The following is a 19,395-nucleotide window of genomic DNA, read 5'->3' as shown; positions in this document are numbered from 1 at the left end:
AATGTTAAAACAATTAGAAGGTGCGCGGCTCGGTATCTTTATTTTTATTGGTACTATTTTGCTTATCATTTCTATATTTCTAATTGGAAGCAGAGAACAGTTATTTACCGGCACAATTGAAATAAAAGCTTATTTTGACCAGATAGAAGGATTAAAAACTGGAGCGCCTGTTAGACTTAGTGGTTATGATATTGGAAGTGTTAGTGGAATCTCTCTTGTTGATGAAAAGACCGGCAATGTAGAAGTTCGTATGAGAATTGACAGTGAATTAAAACGGTTTATTCGACTTGATAGTCAAGCTGCAATTGAAACTGAAGGATTAGTAGGAAAGAAAATTGTAACAATAACTCCAGGCTCGCCAAACGTCGAAGAAATTTCTGACGGCGGAATTATTAAATCAAAAAATCCACTTAATATTTCTGTGATTGTTGAAGAATCTGAAGCTGTTATATCTTATCTTAAAAGTCTTACAAGGGATTTAGCTGATATTGTAAATAAAGTAAATAAAGGTGAAGGAACTATCGGTAAAATTGTAAATGACGATAGACTTTATCGTTCTGCTGTAAGCATAACTCAAAATGCCGATAGAAGTTTAACTGCAGTTACAGAACGGTTGACTGATATTTCTGATGTGATTATTAATATGACCGAAAATATTAAAACTATTATTGATAATGTTGATAGTGCTTCGATGAGTATAAGAAATCTTGTTAGTCGTGTAGATAAAGGTGAAGGACTTTTAGGAACATTAATTTCTGACCAGGCAGTAGCTGATTCAATAAAAACACTTTTATATAATCTTACAAAAACATCAGAAGAAGCGAGAATGGCTACATCAAGTTTGGCCGAAAATATGGAAGCTCTTAAACACAACTGGTTATTCAAAGGTTATTTTGAACAAAGAGGTTATTGGAATAAAGTTGAATACGAAAATGAGATTGAGAAAAAGTTAAATGAATTAAAAATGCAGAATGAAATTTTAGACAAAAAAATTAAACAGATGCTCGAATTGGAATCGCGATTGAAGAAGTAGTTTACGCAGTTAATAAAGATTAGCACTAATGTAAGTGGAGTAAAGAAATGAATAAGTGAGAATCTGCGAAATTTTTATAGAGATAATATTATCATTCATAGTAATTCTGATACATATTAAGCAAGGAAAAATCAATTTTTAGTTTTGTGTTTTTTAGATTCTTCGTCATTCGCCTTCGGCGAACTCCTCAGAATGACAGAGGAAATTGAATTGTCATTCTGACTCGCCGAAGGCGAGGAAGAATCTCTTGAATATGGAAGAATGTTTTTTTAGATTCTTCGTCGTTCGCCTTTGGCGAACTCCTCAGAATGACAGGAGAAAAATAATACAGTCATTCTGAATGAAACGAAGTGGAATGAAGAATCTCTAAAAAATGTAGAATTGGTTTTTAGATTCTTCGTCGACCGCCATTGGTGGTCTCCTCAGAATGACAGAGGAAATTGAATTGTCATTCTGACTCGCCGAAGGCGAGGAAGAATCTTTTAAAAAATGATGGATTGTTTTTAGATTCTTCGTCCGCCTAGTGGCGGACTCAGAATGACAGGAGAAAAATAATACAGTCATTCTGAATGAAACGAAGTGGAATGAAGAATCTCTAAAAAATGTAGAATTGGTTTTTAGATTCTTCGTCATTCGCCTTTTGGCGAACTCCTCAGAATGACAGAAAAAAGCAGAATTGTCATTCTGACTCGCCGAAGGCGAAGAAGAATCTCTTGAATATGGAAGAATGGTTTTTAAGATTCTTCGTCGTCTGCCTATCGGCAGTATCCTCGGAATGACAAGATAATTTTCACGCAGATAGCGCGTATTTGTCGCAGATATTCGCGGAAAGTAATCAGCGCAAATCTGTGAGTAAAATTTTGTTCAAATAAATATTGCAAGATTATTAATTTAATAACAACCACTTATCACTTTAATAAGTATTAAATTCTTCGAGTAAATTTTATTAATAAATTCGAATCATTTCTATTTCTTTCCCAAAATAATTATGGTATTCTTTTTGTCTATTTAATTTTCAAAAAAGAAAGAAAGAAAGATTTATATGAAAATATATATACGAATTATTTACTCGATAATTTTTTTTATTTCAATTTTTTATGAAACCGAATTCTCACAAACTGCAACTCTCGAACCCACATTAAAATTAATCGATTTTAATGGAATAAAAATTCCTTATCAAAATGGAATGCCTTTACCATCTTTCGAAAAACAAAAAAGAATTATAATTGACTTAAAAGGAGAATGGAAAAAAAGCAGGTTTAATGCATCTGATAATATTTCTCTATCAAAAAGAGATGCTGCAGGATACAACAATTTAATTAACGAAGCTGCAGGCAGACAATCATCGAATTATGATGATTCCAATTGGAATTCTAAATTAATTCCATCAGTAGAAAATGTAACTACCTCATCAACTACTCCACCAGAACTTTATCAAGATGGAGTTTGGTATAGAAGAACATTTTTTGTAGATGATTCATTATCAGGAAGGTTCATAAAATTAATTTTCTATTCTGTCAATTATATTGCAGATGTTTGGTTAAATGATAAATATGTTGGTTATCACGAAGGAGGTTATACATCTTTTGCATTCGATGTAACAGATAAAATTAATTACGGTGGATTAAATTATATAGCTGTTCGTGTTGATAATCCTAAATGGGGAACACGTAAAGATATAGTTCCTTTCACAGAATGTGATTGGTTTAATTACACAGGAATAATTCATGATGTTTATCTCGAAGTAAGTAATCCAATTTCTGTAATACGAACTAATATTGTCCCTCTGAATTTAGATGGAAATATTGAAACTACAATTGTTTTATCAAATAAAAATAAAGAAGCAAAGACTTTTTCATTATCGATTGAAGTTTATGAAGCTAATGTAACAGAAAACAATATAACTTCTGAATTTGCTGCCGACTTAATTGGAAATTCAATTTCAGTTGAAGGAACAGCTCAAACAACAATCAATATTCCATCGGATTCTTTTACAGTATGGCAGACAAAGTTGAAAATTAATAATCCAAAACTCTGGTCAATGAAAGAACCTAATCTTTATGTGATAAAGGTAAGTCTCCTAAGTGATGGAAAAATTCTTGATGAATATTATACTCAGTTTGGGATTAGAAAGATTGAAACAAGGGGAAATAAACTTATATTAAATAATAGAATAGTTTTTTTGCCTGGTGTGGCAAGACATGAAGACCATCCAACTTACGGCAGAAGCATTCCAAAAGAAATTATTTTTTCTGACCTTCAAACGGTAAAATCTCTTAATGCAAAATTCTTAAGAACTGCTCATTATCCAAATCATTTATATACTTATTTAATTGCAGATAGAATTGGTTTATCGATAATGGAAGAGATTCCGGTTTGGTGGTTCGACAATGCAGAAGAATGGCAAATCCAAAATAATCAACGTCATATTCATGAACAGATGTTCAGAGAAATGGTTTTTCGAGATTTTAATAGACCATCTATTATAATGTGGAGTACTTCAAATGAGTGTAAAGAAACAACGAACAGATTGATATACAATAACAGAATTAAAGATGACATAAAAAATAATTATCCCGATGGCAGACTAATAACTCAATCTGCAGCAGCAAATAATCCTGGTTATGATGATTTAACTCAATCTCCCTTAGATGCTCCCGGCTGGACAATGTACTTTGGGATTTTTTATGGAAAGACTTTTGATTATTACGGCGGAACAGTAAAATTTCTTCTCGATGCAAAAAATTATTATTCAACAAAACCAATTATTGATACAGAATTTGGATATTGGTCAAGAGAAGATGGAACCGAAGAACAAACTCAACTAAAAGTTCTTAATGAAACTTTCAAAGCATTCAGATTCTTTTTGCCGTATGACGAATCTGGTAAATTAAACGAACAGAGTGGATGTTTAGCAGCAACAACATGGTGGACAGTATTTGATTGGTATCAGAATAAAACTGGTGGATGGCAAACTATGGGTTTGTATTCAATGGACAGAAAAACTGCAAAACCAGTTGCAAATGCACTTAAATCACTTTATGCACCTTTTTATAATTTAGATGGAATTATAACAGATATGAAAGAAAAAGATGAATTGAAAATTCCAGATGAATATCGGCTTTATCAAAATTATCCCAATCCATTTAATCCAAGTACAACAATATGCTTTACGTTACCCGAAGCAAGTTTTGTAACATTAAAGATCTATGACATATTAGGAAGAGAAGTTGCAACTCTAATAAACGAATACAAAGAAGCTGGGAATTATGATGTTCAATTTTCAATAAACAATTATCAATTATCAAATAGAACAATCACAAGCAATGAATATTCTTCTGGAGTATTTATCTATACTCTAAGAACGAACAAATTTTTTGAAGCTAAGAAGATGATTTTATTAAAATGAAGGGAAGGAAATTTGAATGAAAAAATTAATCTTCTTTTACTTTATATTTTTAACTTTTTCATATGCGCAACTAATTCCAGTTCCTGAAACAGGTTGTTACCACGCTGCATTTACGGGAAATAATACACACAAAGAATTTGTTGACCTTGCTAAAAAAGAAATTGCAATAGAAATGTTCTTCACTGGTTGGCCGAGTAACAAAGTTCCAGATTTTCCGCTTATAAAATGTAATGAAATTGTATCGAATGGTTCGGTTCCGCATATAACCTGGATGCCTCAAGTTTCTGGCTCTCCATATCCGCTTGATGGAATTATTAATGGCAGTTATGATAATTACATAAGAGGTTATGCAAAACAAGTAAAAAATTTTGGTAAGCCACTTTTCATAAGATTGGGACATGAATTTAATGGAGATTGGTATACATATGGCGGAGCTAAAAATGGAGGTGGAACAAAAAATGGCTTTGGCGACCCGAATAAACCGGATGGTCCTGAAAGATTCATAGCAGCATATAAAAGAGTTCATGATTTATTCAAAGAAGAAGGTGTGAATAATGTTGTCTGGATTTGGTGTCCAAACAATGGAAGTTCTCCAAATGAAAGTTGGAATGTTCCAGAAAATTATTATCCAGGTGATGATTATGTAGATTGGATTGGTTTCGATGGATATAATTTTGGAAGAACTCAAAGCTGGTCTGGCTGGATAGAATTTTTTGATATTTATTCTGGTCTTTATCAAAAATTTGTTAGCTATAACAAACCATTGATGATTGCCGAATTTGCATCGGTTGAAATTGGTGGCAGTAAATCTGAATGGATTCGAAAAGCATATTCAATCTATTTAAAATATTCATTTCCCAAAATCAAAGCAGTTACATGGTTCCATATAAGAAAGTATGAAGGTACTGTTGATACTGACTGGCGAATTAATTCTTCTGAACTTTCGTTAAAAGCTTATCAGGATGCAATTGCAGACCCATATTATTTACCAAGTATTATAAACACTAACATTGAAGAAGAAAAAATTTTAAATAAAAATTTTATACTCGAACAAAATTATCCCAATCCATTTAATCCAAGCACAACAATATGCTTTTCGTTACCTGAAGCAAGTTTTGTAACATTAAAGGTCTATGACATATTAGGAAGAGAAGTTGCAACTCTAATAAACGAATACAAAGAAGCTGGGAATTATGATGTTCAATTTTCAATAAACAATTATCAATTATCAAATAGAACAATCACAAGCAATGAATATTCTTCTGGTGTATTTATCTATACTCTAAGAACGAACAAATTTTTTGAAGCTAAAAAAATGATTTTACTAAAATAAAAAGTAAAAATCCCCCCTCGGCAATTATTGTACTTCAAATTAAAGTATCACTGCTTTGCTTATTAAAATAATAATCAGAACTTATCAAATTAATAAGCAATCGATTACTGAATTTTAGCTTTATATTTGAAAAGGAATCCATTTCTAAATTTTCTATTGGTATTTTATTTGTAATATGTTTTGGCTTGTTACTAAGATAGCATGAATTTTAATGCAAAAATTTTTATTTAATTCTTTGATTGAAGTATATATTTTAACTCATCCTAAACAATTTGAGTTTGTCCCATGAAAAAAATCTTACTATTAATTTTGCCCTTTCTTTGCCTGTATACCTCTGTAAAAGCTGATTTTGAATTTATAGGTGAAATAAAGAATTATAAAGTATTTGATAATCGCATTGAATTTAAGCTTACCAATGCAAAATTTAATTTGTATGTAATTGACAAAAATATTGTAAGATTTCGATTTACAAATCAAAAAGACTTTTCTTTAGCACCTTCTTATGGTATTATTTACTCCTTGCCTGAAAAATCACAATTCGAGGTAATTGAACAAAAAGAAAAATTAATTGTGAAAACAGGCGAACTTCAAATTAACATTTCCAAGAATCCATGCAGAGTTTCGATTTATGATTCTGAAAATAATTTAATAAATGCAGATGAAGAAAGTTTTGGTGTAGCGTTTGACAATGACGAAGTGAGATGCTTCAAAAAACTTTTTAATAATGAAAGATTTTATGGGCTTGGTGAAAAATCGGACGACCTCTTAAAAAACGGCAAGCAGTATACATTATGGAATTCTGATTTTCCAGCATACACAAGCAGGAATGATGAACTTTATCAATCTATTCCATTTTTCATTGGAATAAAAAATTATAAAGCATATGGAATTTATTTTGATAATTCTTATAAGTCATATTTTAATTTTGGTGCAAGCAATAATCGTTTCTACTGGTTTGGTGCTGAACAAGGAGAGATGGATTATTATTTTATTTATGGACCTGATATTAAAAGAGTAATTTCTGATTACACAAAATTAACAGGAAGAATTAAACTTCCTCCTTTGTGGGCACTCGGTTACCAGCAAAGCAGATATAGTTATTATCCAGAATCTACTGTGAGAACAATTGCTAAATCATTTAGAGAAACAAAATTTCCTTGTGATGTTATTTATCTTGATATTCACTACATGGATGGCTATCGTGTATTTACATGGAACAAAGAAAGATTTCCAGAACCAGAAAAATTACTCTCCGAATTAAAATCACTCGGATTTAAAGTTGTAACAATAATTGACCCAGGAGTAAAAGCCGATACAAATTATTTTGTAGCGAAAGAAGGAATTAAGAATGATTTATTTGCTAAATATCCAGATGGAACATATTATCAAGGTGAAGTATGGCCTAGCTGGTCTTTCTTTCCTGATTTCACTAAAGAAGCAACAAGAATATGGTGGGGTGAAAAATTACGTGATTGGTTAAAATATGGCGTAGAAGGAATATGGAATGATATGAACGAACCTGCTGTGTGGGGACAAAATTTTCCCGACATAGTATTATTCGATGATAATGGCTATTATGCTTCTCATAAAAAAATTCATAACGTTTATGGTCTTTCAATGGCTCGTGCTACTTACGAAGGGTTGAGAAAACATTCTGACAAAAGACATTTTATTCTTACTCGTGCCGGTTTTTCTGGAATTCAAAGATATGCAGCTGTATGGACTGGCGATAATATTGCTAATGATGAACATCTCTATCTTGCCTGTACTATGTCTATTAATATGGGTTTAAGTGGTGTCCCTTTCATTGGTTCAGATGTAGGTGGTTTTATTGGCGAGCCCTCAGATAATTTGCTTGTTCGTTGGTATCAATTAGGAGCTTTTACGCCTTTCTTTAGAGCACATTCTTCAATTGATACTCGCTTTCGTGAACCATTTCATTTAAGTGAATTTGTAAATGTTCATATAAAAAATGCCATTGAATTAAGATATAAACTGCTTCCTTTCTGGTATAATGAATTTTATAATTCTTCTATATCAGGTCTGCCTATAATGAGAGCTATGTTTATAAATTTTCAAAATGATGAAAATTGTTATTATCACGATGCTCAATATCAATATATGGTAGGAGAAAATTTGCTTGTTGCTCCAGTATTAAATTCATTTGATAAATTTAAAAAATTATATCTGCCAAAAGGTAAATGGTATGATATTGATGAAAATAAAATTGTTGATGGAGGAAATTGGATAGTAAAAGAAGTGCCTATCAACAAAGTTCCACTTTTCTTAAAAGAAGGTGGAATTATACCACTTCAAAAAGTTCTGAATTATGTTGGTGAAAAAACAATTGATTCACTTGAATTTATGATTTTCCCTTCCGCTTATTCTGAATATAATTTTTATGAAGATGATGGGATTACATATGAATACGAAAACGGGAAATTTACATTAACAAAATTTTCTGTTATGCAAAATTCTAAATCAATTAAAATGACTGTCGAAAAAATTAAAAATGATTATCAAAGTAGTGTTAAAAAGTATACTTTAACTTTTGTAGGCACAAACTCTCCGAATAAAGTTTTATTGAATGGAAAGGAAACAAAAAATTATTCTTATGAAAATAAAATGCTGAAAATAATTACAGCTTCTAATGAACTGAAAACATTGGAATTAATTTTTTAGGAATTAGATGAAACAAATAATTATTAAATACTTGATGCTTTGGAGTTTTATTTTCTGTAATCTTATTGCCCAGTCAAATTTTTATGAACCTCCTCAGTGGGCAAAAGAAGCTGTATGGTATCAAATTTTTCCAGAAAGATTTTTTAATGGAGATAAAATCAACGATCCCAAACCAATAGATATAAAAGGTGCTTGGCCATATTTTGTCCCTGATGATTGGCAAATTCATCCCTGGACTTCTGATTGGTATGAAATGCAATCGTGGGAAATAAATACTGGAATGGATTTCTACAGAAATGCTGGCTTGAGAAGATATGGCGGCGATTTACAGGGAATTATTGACAAACTTGATTATTTAAAAGAGCTTGGAGTTAACGCAATTTATCTCAATCCAATATTCGAATCTCCATCACTCCACAAATATGATGCTTCGATGTATCATCATATCGATAATAATTTTGGACCAGACCCGGAAGGTGACAGGAAAATTTGGGAAAGTGAAAATCCTGCTGACCCAAATACTTGGCAGTGGACTTCAGCTGATAAGCTTTTCTTGAATCTAATCAAAGAAGCTCATAAGCGTAATATTAAGATTATTATTGATGGAGTGTTTAATCATACTGGCACAACTTTCTGGGCTTTTCAAGATATTGTAAAGAACCAACAGAACTCCCCTTATAAAGATTGGTACACAATAAAGAAATTTGATGACCTATCAACTCCTGAAAATGAATTTGACTATCAAGGCTGGTATGGTGTAAAAGATTTGCCTGAAATTAGAGAAGATGAAAATGGAATTGTTGAAGGTCCAGCAAATCATATTCATGAAATAGTAAAAAGATGGATGGACCCAAATAAAGATGGCAATCCTGAAGATGGAATTGATGGCTGGAGACTTGATGTGGCAGAAATGGTCAATCATAAATTCTGGCAAAAATTTAGAAGCTGGGTTCGTGAGATTAATCCAGAAGCGTATCTTGTCGGAGAAGTATGGTGGAAAGACTGGCGGAATGATGAAATGTATAATGCATCTCCCTGGTTAAGATATGAATTTGATGCAGTTATGAATTATAGATTTACACGCGCCGTCAAAAATCTAATCTTTTCAAAAAAATATTTTACTGGTGTTAAAGGTTTTATTGATACAATCAAAACAATGATGAATCAATACGGAGAGAATTATTATGTGATGATGAATTTACTTGGGAGTCACGATACAGAAAGATTAGCATCATTGATAGTCAATCCGGATAATTTATATGACCACAATGGAAATCCAGGACAAAATCCTGAATTTGATGTAAGAAAACCGAATGAAGAAGAACGTAAAAAACAAAAATTAGCTGTTGCAATTCAATTTACACTACCTGGTGCACCGCATATTTATTATGGTGATGAAGCAGGAATGTGGGGAGGTGACGACCCCGACTGCCGTAAACCAATGGTATGGAAAGAATTTAAATATGATATCGAAATTTCACATCCACTCGGTAAACCAAGACCTCAAGACAGTGTTTATTTTGATCAAGATATTTTTAATTGGTATAAAAAGTTAGCTTCGATAAGAAATAGTAATAAAGTATTGTCCTTAGGGAAAGTTTACTTTGATGATTCACAAAGTCAAAATTTATTGATTTACAAAAGAGAACTTGATGATAAAATAATTTTAGTAGTTGCTAATATTGATTCAAAAGAAGTTAGTGTTGATTTAGGTTCAATTTCATTTTATAAAGAGAAAAATAATTGGAAAGATTTATTAACAAATAGAATGTTTTCTAATAAAAGTTACACATTGAAGCCCTATGAAGTTATTATACTGAATTAATTTTATGACAGCATTAATAAAATATAAATACATTTTAATTATTACTGCATTGCCAATAATTCTTTCATTTAGATTTTATGAAAATGAAATACTGGCTGTAGTTGGCAATCATAAAATTTATGTAAATGATTTTAAAACAAGATACGAAGAATACCTGCTTGCATCAGGAATTAAAGACAATATTGTAACGCGCCGTTCCATTCTTCAGAATATGATTAACGAATTGCTTCTTTATTACTATGATGATAATAAAAATATTTTCAATAATCCGGAATATCATAAAGAATTAGAGTGGGCAAGAAAACAAACAATCTTAGCATTCTTAAAAGACCGCGAAGTTTATGCAAAAATTACTGCATCAGATGAAGAACTCAGAGATGCGTTCCTAAAAACAAATCAAAAAGTTGCAGCAAGACATCTTTTTGCTTTTACTGAAGAAGAAGCCGATAGTTTATATAATCTTGTAATGAATGGGGCTTCGTTTGATTCTCTGGCAAAACAAATTTTTACTGATTCTACTTTAGCAAATAATGGAGGTTACCTTGGCTATTTCAGCTGGGGTGATATGGACCCGGCTTTTGAAGATGCAGCTTATAGTTTAAAGATTGGTGAAATATCAAAACCAGTTAAAACAAAATATGGCTACAGCATCATAAAAGTTGAAGATAAAGTAACCAATCCAATTATTACTGAATGGGAATTTCAAAAGAAAAAAAATCATATGCGGCAAATAATTAGACTTAGGAAGAAAAGAGATGCTGAATTAAAGTACTTGAATAACGTTGTTGATTTGAACAGCATTTCTATAGATGAAAAAAATCTAAAAACTCTTTTTTCGATGTTAATGCAAAACAAAAATTTAGAAAATCAGAATAACAAACTTATTTGTGCAAAATACAAAAACAAGAATTATACAGTAGAAGAACTTGAAAAAAGAATTAAAGATATTCCCGTTTTTCACCGTATAAAAATCAATTCACTTGATTTGTTAAGGACAGCAGTTAAAGGAATAGTTGTTCAAGATATATTGATGAATTTGGCATTAAAGAAAAATTATGATAAGGATACTGAAGTGCTTACAACAATTGAAAAGTATAAAAGAAATATATTCTTAAAATATAAGAGAGAAGAAATTCATAATAATTACAAATTCCCTGATAGTGTCATTTATAATTTTTATAAAGAAAATTCAGTTTATTTCAAAACAGAACCACAATTCAAGATTCAAGAAATTATTGTAAAAGAAAAAATATTAGCAGATAGTATTTTAACTCTAATACAAAATGGAGAAAATTTTGGGATACTTGCTAAAACATTTTCTTTAAGAAAAATTTCTGCAGAGAATGAAGGCATAATTGATTTCTCAAATTCAACGCAGTTTGGTGCATTGAGTGACAATATTCAAAAGTCAGAAATTGGGAAAGTATATGGACCGATAAGAATTGATAATTATTTTGTTCTATATAAAGTGTTAGATAAGAAAGATGGGAGACTTAAAGAATTTACTGAAGTTTATGATTTAGCTCATCGTTTATTAAAGAAAGAAAAATCAAAATTTATTGTTCAGTCTTATATTGACAAACTTTCTAAAAATGTTGAAATCACTTATGATGAATTAATATTAAGTAATATAAAAATAAATTGAGCAGGAGATTATATGAAGAAACTACTTACGATTTTTATGCTTTTAATTTTTGCTTCGATTGCAATGTATGGCGGTACAACTGGTAAGCTGGTAGGTAAAGTTATTGATAAAAAGTCGAGAGAACCATTACCGCTTGTAAACATTACAATCGAAGGAACAAATTTAGGCGGCAGTACCGATATCGAGGGCAATTATATTATCTTGAATATACCTCCAGGTAGATACAATGTTAAATATCAATTTGTTGGTTATAAACCAGTTATAGTAAATAACGTTTTGATATCTATTGATTTGACTACTGTTCAGAATGTTGAAATGGAAGAATCAACAGTAGCACTGGAAGAAATTGTAATAAAAGCAAATGTTTATGGAATTCAAAAAGATATTACATCAAGCCAGGCAAAAGTAACTGCTGATGAAATTAATAATCTTCCTGTAGTGGAATTGAATGATATTTTACAATTGCAGGCTGGAGTAACAAAAGGTGCTGGAGGAGAATTTCACATTAGAGGCGGGAGAACAACTGAAATTGCTTACTGGGTAAATGGTGTTTCTATAACTGATGCATTTGACAACAGCAGAGGAATAGATATTGATAATAGTAGTATTCAAGAACTTCAAGTAATAAGTGGAACTTTTAATGCAGAATATGGTCAGGCATTGTCAGGAATTGTAAACGTAGTAACAAAAGAAGGCGGAAGAAGATTCAATGGGAATATTAAAGTATACAGCAGCGATTATGTTTCTAATTTTACAGAATATTTCACAGGTATTGACAAATTCAATCCAATTGCAAACTATAATCTACAAGGCAGCTTAAGTGGTCCAATCCCTTTAACGAGTGATAAATTAACTTTCTTTTCAAATTTGCGTTATACTTATGATGATGGCTATCTCTATGGCATAAGAAAATTTAATCCCGATGGTTCTAAAGGTGATGAAAAATTAACCCCAATGAACTGGAGTAAAAGATTTCTTGGACAGATTAATTTGAGCTTTTTTGCATCTTCTTCATTAAAAATGAATGCTGAGTTATTGTATTCAACAAATCATTATAAAGATTATAATCACTTCTTCAAACTAAATCCTGATGGCGATGTGAAAAAATTTAATAAAAGTTACAATTCTACATTTACACTTACTCACACACTATCGAGCAAATCTTTTTATGTTTTGAAAGTATCAAATTTTTTCAGAGACTTTAATGAAAAACTCTATGACGACCCATTAGACTCAAGATATTTACATCCCGATTCATTAAGAACTGTTGGTTATGCATTTGCTTCCAAAGGTACGAATTTGCATAGATATTTTAGAACCACAAATACTTTTATTGGTAAATTTGATTTTACCAGTCAAATTACAGACAAGCATTTAATCAAATTTGGAGTTGAAGGAAGATGGCATAAACTAAAAGTTGATGATTACAACTTGGAGCCGTTAAGAATAAACGGAGTTCCTGTTGAACCATTTGTTCCTTCAATACCAGAAGAGAATACTCCTAATAGAACAAAGTATTCAAATTCACCGATAGAATTTTCTGCATATATTCAAGATAAAATTGAGTATGAAAGTGTAATAATTAATATTGGATTGAGACTTGACTATTTTGATTCCAAAGGGAAAGTTTTGGTTGATCCTACAGACCCAAATATTAATTTACCTTTAAGGTCAGAACTTGCTAATTTTACTTTAAAGGAAAGAGAACCATACTTTTATAAAAATGCTACTCCCAAATGGGCAATTGGTCCTCGCTTTGGAATTGCTTATCCAATTAGTGATAAAGGTGTTCTGCATTTTTCTTATGGACAGTTTTTACAAATACCCACTTTTCAATATTTATTTAATCTTGGTCCTTATTATGTTCCAAATACCGGTAGCAGTTATGGGCCTTATGGAAATCCAGACTTAAAACCACAAAGCACTACAATGTATGAAATCGGATTTAAACAGGAATTCTTTGAATCATTTACTCTTGATGTTACAACTTTTTATCGTGACATAAGAAACTGGATTACTGCTGGACCTCTTATAATGACACGTAATCTTGTAAGTTATTCAACTTATATAAATAAAGATTATTCCAATGTAAAAGGAATCACTTTTAATCTAAATAAGAGATTTAGCAATCATTATTCAATTGATATTAATTATACTTATCAGGTAGCCGAAGGAAGCAATTCAAATCCAGAAGATGAATTTTATGCACAACTTGGTAATAATGAACCAACTTTATATTTAATACCACTCGATTGGGACCAAAGACATCTATTAAACTTATCTTTATTTGTTGGAGATGTGGATTGGGGCGCTTCTTTGGTTACACGCTATGGAACGGGACTTCCTTATACCCCCTCTATAACACAATATATTGCCGATAGAGGTATAACTTCTGGTTTGCAGCGTAATAGCAGAAGAAAACCCAATCAATATGTTTTTGATTTAAGACTGCATAAAACATTCAAGATTGGCGGCTTAGATTTCACATCTTTCCTCAACATATTTAATTTATTTGATACTAAAGTTGTAATAAACGTTTATGGAGATACAGGGAAAGCTGATTACACTACAGAAGGAAAAAATATTGGATATGATCCAAAGAGACCAAATACAGTAGAAGAATATTTAAGATATCCAACAAATTATGGAGAACCAAGATTAGTTCAATTTGGAATTGAATTATCATTCTAAAAGGAGAGAAAAAAATGAATAAGTTTTTCAAAATATTATGTGTTTTAATTTCACTTCTAATGACAATAAATATTAATGCACAATATAAACCAGGCAAAGAAAGAGGAGATCCAACAAAAAGAACTAAAGGTCAGATGGAAGGAAATCGAATCAGGACTACTGTTTTTAATTTTGGTATGACTGGCAGAGAAGGTGGACAATATCCAATTTCTGTTCAAACACCTTATGAATGGCCTAAAAATACAGGGCATGTTTACTTAGCAATGCTTGGAGTTTTTGTTGGTGGAGAAGTTATTGATAACGCAGGGGAAAGACAAAGAATTATAGATGTATTTAATTTTCGTCGTTCGCCTGAAGGTAAGACATGGAACTTTGAACCGGTGCCAGGATACTTCAACGAAAAGAAAAATGAAATTGCAACAAGTGTAGATGAAGAAACCTGGCCTGCATTCTGGCCTGATAGAATGAATGACCCAATTGATCCCGGATGGCGTGGTTCATGGAATGGTTACTTCGGTAAAAATGTTTTTAATGCAGACCAGGAAATGTTCTATCGCGCTTCTGATGATAGGTATGATAGATATGTAAATTATTTCCCGGATTCAACTGATTTAACAAGAAAAGGTTTAGGAATTCTTCTTGATGTAAGAGCTCTTGCCTGGTCTCAAGTTCTTGTCGAAGATGCTCTCTACCTACTTCACTATGTTAAAAATGATGGAACTAAAGATATTCAAAAAGTTGGTGTAACGGTCTGGTATGCAGATTTTGTTGGCGGCGATGGCGATTCTCAAGATGATATTTCTGAATTTGATTTACTCGAAGACATTGCGTGGTCTCGTGATAATGACCATAAAGCACCTCAATTTGGCTCAGACCCCGTAGGTATTGTAGCTGTTGCATTCCTTGAAACACCAGGCAACGCAGTAGATAGAATTGATAACGATGGTGATAGCCCAGAACTAAATAATTTTATTACTGCAGAAATGATTGAAGGGGAAATCCCGGATAATTTAATAGATGATAATGGAAATGGTTTGATAGATGAAAATCAAACTCATATTCCTTTCGGTGTTCAAAGAGGTGTTACTTATGCAGATAGAATTGCACAACCAATTGACCCAAATTTTATTGCTAAACATCCCCGATTTAAAGTTGAAAATAATTCTCCTGTAGTAACTCAAGATATGATTAATACAGCTTCTGGAAGTAAATGGAAAATCTGGCCGCCACTTGATGATTTCCAGAAAGGTCAAATTCATCTTATAATGGTTACATCCGATAAATTGGGCTTACCTTATAAAGATGGAATTGATAATGATGATGATGGAGAAGAAGGCAGCCCTGTTATTACACAAGATATGATTAATCAAGCTGCTTTAGATGCACCATTTTATAGATATCGCGTAAATGATAAAATAATTTTATATAATGTTGTTCAATCAACGCTTGGTAAAAAATATGCTGATGGTATTGATAATAATAATGATGGTGCAATTGACGAAGGTATAGATGATGGAATTGATGTTTTAATAGACGAAGCCCGTGATGATGGAATCGACAATGATTATGATTGGAATCCATTGAGAGATGATGTTGGCCTGGATGGTGTAGCAGATACTGGCGACCCAGGGGAAAATGATGGAAAACCAACTTCAGGTGCTCGTTATGGTTTACCCGGTGAACCAGGTGTTGATGTAACAGACGTAAGCGAAACAGACCAGATTGGTATTACTAATGCTGACTATGTTCCTGCCGGCGGTCTTAATATTAACAGCGATGCGCAAATGTGGTTTGACTTTATGATTCCAGGTAAATTTTATGACCCCGCTGAAGTTGTAGCAGGTGAATATGATTTATTCGTTTCTTCTGGTCTTTTCCCATTGAAATCCGGTCAAACAGAACCAATTTCCCTCGTTGTTTTATTAGCAAATGGTCCTGTTCCTGACCCCAATGGACAATATAGAAAACAAGAAATATTACGTAAAAGAGTGCGTGCACAAGAAACTTATAATAACGATTATCGATTTGCTAATGCACCTTTAATTCCAACTTTAACAGCAATTCCTGGAGATAATAAAGTAACACTTTACTGGGATGATGTGGCAGAATCTTCATTTGACCCTTACATTGATGCAATTGGAGGAAAAGGTAGAGACTTTGAAGGTTACAAATTATATCGTTCTTCTGACCCGGCTTTCCTTGATGCCGAAAATATTACGAACGGTTATGGCAATAAACAATTTAAAACCCCTATTGCTCAATTTGACCTTGTTGATGGAATAAAAGGTTTTGACCCCGTTGGCATTGATGGTGTGAAGTATTTCTTGGGAACAGATTCAGGCATTAAACATACTTTTGTGGATACTACTGTTAAAAATGGATTTACTTATTATTATGCTCTTGTTGCTTATGACTTCGGTTTCCCTGAAGGAGAAATTATTCCATCTGAATCTCCAATTCGAGTTTCATTACAGCAAGATGGTTCTGTGAAATTAGGTTCCAATGTTGTTAGAGTAACTCCAGAGGCCCCAGCTGCAGGCTATGTTGAACCAACTTTAGGTAGTATTGCAAGAGTAGAAGGCTCCTCTTCAGGCACTATTTCTTATGAAATTATTGATATAAATAAAATTAAAGATGGTCATGTTTATCATATCATTTTTGAAGATACAATTAAGGTATCTAAAAAAGTTGGTCAACCAGATACACTAACAACAAAAAATTATTCACTTATTGATTCCACAGAAAATAAAATTCTTCTTAACAAAATCACAGATTTATCAGAAACTACAGAACAACCAATTATAGATGGCTTTAGATTGAAATTTAAAAACGAAAGTCGTGTTGAATTAAATAGAAATGAATCAAAATGGAATGATACTACAATAGTTAATTATCAGTTTGAAAAATTTGTGTGGCCTACAGGTTTAAGTGGCGAAGAAAGACCAAATGATTATCGAATTGAATTTGGAGATGTTGGATTTGGAACTTCTGTAGAAGGAAAATTTGGGAACAGTGTATTTCCTTCAAAGCCTGTTAACTTTAGAGTGTTCAATGTAAGTAAAAATAAATATATCGATTTTATTTTTGTTGAGGTTGATGGCACCGATGGAATTCTTTCGACAAATGGTGCCAGAAGAGATAGAATTGTTTTTGTTGAACCAAATAAAAATAATATTCCTGTTTATACTTGGTGGTTTTATTTACTTGATACTCCAAATCCTTCAAAAGGAACCAGGTTGCCGAAAGCTGGTGATGTAATTAATCTTAAATTGAAAAAACCATTCTTATCAAGTGATAAATATCGTTTTGTAGCTAAGAAAGGTTATATAGACCCTGACAAAGCAAAATTAGAACTAGACAAAATCAAAGTTGTACCTAATCCTTATGTTGCTACAGCTCTGTGGGAACCAAAGAATCCATACTCAAGCGGAAGAGGACCTCGCTCGATTCACTTTACACATCTTCCAAATAAATGCACAATAAGAATTTTTACAGTCAATGGAGAACTTGTAGATGTAATTGAACACGACAGCCCATTAAATGATGGTTCAGCAGAATGGGATTTGTTAAGTAAAGATAATTTATCAGTCTCTTATGGAGTTTATGTATACCAAGTAGATGCTCCAGGCATTGGAACCAAGATAGGAAAATTTGCAATAATAAAATAAAAATGGAGTTTAAGATAAAATGAAAATGCAAAAGAATTTTATATTGATTTATAAATTTTTATTGATTGCTCTTTCACTCCTATTGATTAACAGCAGTCAAATTTTTTCGCAGAAAGTTACTAAGACAGGAACAACCGCAGCAAAATTTTTGAGTATTGGTATTGGTCCTCGAGCTAATGCAATGGGTGGTGCATACAGCTCAGTTGCAAATGATGTAACTTCTATGTACTGGAATCCTTCAGGTATTGCTAATCTAAATGAAGTGCAAACAATTTTTACTTATACAAAAATGTTTGCCGATTTGAATGTGAATTATCTTGGCATTGCAATTCCTTTTGGAAATCTTGGAACTTTTGGTCTTAATGTTACAGCATTTAATGTTGGGGAAATGGATGTAACTACTGAATATTTTCCGGAAGGGACTGGCGAAAAATTTAATGCTGCAAGTTATGCTTTCGGTTTCTCTTTTGCTCGATTTATAACTCAAGATTTTACGATTGGAATAAATGTTAAATATATCCGCGAAGATATTTTTAATTCTTCTGCTCAAGGATTTGGAATTGATATTGGAACAATATTTAACACACCTTTCTATGGAATCAAATTTGCAAGCAGCATTACAAATTATGGTTCAAAAATGAAAATCGAAGGGGAAGATTTGTTGATAAGGCACGACTCTGATCCCCAAAGAGCAGGAAATAACGAAACTCTCGATGCCTATTATAAAACAGATGAGTTTGAGTTGCCTCTGAGGCTTCAAATCGGTTTGTCTCGTGAATTTGAATTCTTAAACAATCAGCGACTCACTATAGCAATCGATGCAATACACCCCAACGATAATAATCAATGGGTAAATGCCGGGGGCGAACTATCTCTGTTCGATAATTTATTTAGTCTTAGAGCCGGATATAAAGGTTTATTCTTAAAAGATAATCAAGAAGGATTAACTCTTGGTGTAGGAATAAAATATAGTTTTGAATTATTTAGAATATCAGTTGATTATTCTTACCAAAAATACAAATACTTAGATAACATACATAGTTTCGGAATTATTATAGGATTCTAATGATGAATCACAACAAACTAATTAATTTACTTAATAATAATGG

At 32.0% G+C, this 19,395-nt stretch carries 9 protein-coding genes; all 9 read left to right on the top strand.

What is annotated here, in order from left to right; all coding sequences use genetic code 11:
- The first annotated feature begins 1 nt into the window (after position 1).
- The 9 genes from VJY32_RS08035 (at position 2) to VJY32_RS07995 (ending at position 19,352) form a co-directional block, all read left to right on the top strand.
- Complete coding sequence (locus tag VJY32_RS08035; RefSeq protein ID WP_353677394.1) at positions 2-1,033, top strand: MlaD family protein; 1,032 nt, start codon at positions 2-4, stop codon at positions 1,031-1,033.
- 1,042 nt (positions 1,034-2,075) lie between these two features.
- Positions 2,076-4,442, top strand: coding sequence for a glycoside hydrolase family 2 TIM barrel-domain containing protein (locus VJY32_RS08030; RefSeq protein ID WP_353677393.1), 2,367 nt, complete (start codon positions 2,076-2,078; stop codon positions 4,440-4,442).
- A gap of 16 nt (positions 4,443-4,458) precedes the next feature.
- Positions 4,459-5,775 (top strand): glycosyl hydrolase, encoded by a 1,317-nt coding sequence (locus tag VJY32_RS08025; protein ID WP_353677392.1) that lies wholly within the window; start codon positions 4,459-4,461, stop codon positions 5,773-5,775.
- 285 nt (positions 5,776-6,060) lie between these two features.
- On the top strand, positions 6,061-8,457 hold the full coding sequence (locus tag VJY32_RS08020) for a glycoside hydrolase family 31 protein (protein WP_353677391.1): 2,397 nt from the start codon (positions 6,061-6,063) through the stop codon (positions 8,455-8,457).
- A gap of 7 nt (positions 8,458-8,464) precedes the next feature.
- Positions 8,465-10,282, top strand: a complete 1,818-nt coding sequence (locus VJY32_RS08015; protein ID WP_353677390.1) for a glycoside hydrolase family 13 protein — start codon at positions 8,465-8,467, stop codon at positions 10,280-10,282.
- 4 nt (positions 10,283-10,286) lie between these two features.
- Entirely contained in the window at positions 10,287-11,927 is a 1,641-nt protein-coding gene (locus VJY32_RS08010; RefSeq protein WP_353677389.1) for a peptidylprolyl isomerase, read from the top strand.
- 12 nt (positions 11,928-11,939) lie between these two features.
- Entirely contained in the window at positions 11,940-14,618 is a 2,679-nt protein-coding gene (locus VJY32_RS08005) for a TonB-dependent receptor (RefSeq protein WP_353677388.1), read from the top strand.
- Between the two features lie 14 nt (positions 14,619-14,632).
- Positions 14,633-18,286, top strand: a complete 3,654-nt coding sequence (locus VJY32_RS08000; protein WP_353677387.1) for a hypothetical protein — start codon at positions 14,633-14,635, stop codon at positions 18,284-18,286.
- A gap of 19 nt (positions 18,287-18,305) precedes the next feature.
- On the top strand, positions 18,306-19,352 hold the full coding sequence (locus tag VJY32_RS07995; RefSeq protein ID WP_353677386.1) for a PorV/PorQ family protein: 1,047 nt from the start codon (positions 18,306-18,308) through the stop codon (positions 19,350-19,352).
- Positions 19,353-19,395: the final 43 nt, after the last annotated feature.

Origin of the sequence: Rosettibacter primus (assembly GCF_036860675.1) — a bacterium.
GTDB classification, from domain to species: Bacteria; Bacteroidota; Ignavibacteria; order Ignavibacteriales; family Melioribacteraceae; genus Rosettibacter; species Rosettibacter primus.
The sequence above is the reverse complement of the archived record's forward strand: the minus strand, read 5'-3'. Positions and strand labels throughout refer to the sequence as shown.

What these genes read in the sequence shown, in the direction of transcription:
- VJY32_RS08010 (WP_353677389.1), top strand. Translation starts at nt 10,287, where the DNA reads ATGACAGCATTAATAAAATATAAATACATTTTAATTATTACTGCATTG.
- VJY32_RS08025 (WP_353677392.1), top strand. Translation starts at nt 4,459, where the DNA reads ATGAAAAAATTAATCTTCTTTTACTTTATATTTTTAACTTTTTCATAT.
- VJY32_RS08015 (WP_353677390.1), top strand. Translation starts at nt 8,465, where the DNA reads ATGAAACAAATAATTATTAAATACTTGATGCTTTGGAGTTTTATTTTC.
- VJY32_RS08005 (WP_353677388.1), top strand. Translation starts at nt 11,940, where the DNA reads ATGAAGAAACTACTTACGATTTTTATGCTTTTAATTTTTGCTTCGATT.
- VJY32_RS08000 (WP_353677387.1), top strand. Translation starts at nt 14,633, where the DNA reads ATGAATAAGTTTTTCAAAATATTATGTGTTTTAATTTCACTTCTAATG.
- VJY32_RS07995 (WP_353677386.1), top strand. Translation starts at nt 18,306, where the DNA reads ATGAAAATGCAAAAGAATTTTATATTGATTTATAAATTTTTATTGATT.
- VJY32_RS08030 (WP_353677393.1), top strand. Translation starts at nt 2,076, where the DNA reads ATGAAAATATATATACGAATTATTTACTCGATAATTTTTTTTATTTCA.
- VJY32_RS08020 (WP_353677391.1), top strand. Translation starts at nt 6,061, where the DNA reads ATGAAAAAAATCTTACTATTAATTTTGCCCTTTCTTTGCCTGTATACC.
- VJY32_RS08035 (WP_353677394.1), top strand. Translation starts at nt 2, where the DNA reads ATGTTAAAACAATTAGAAGGTGCGCGGCTCGGTATCTTTATTTTTATT.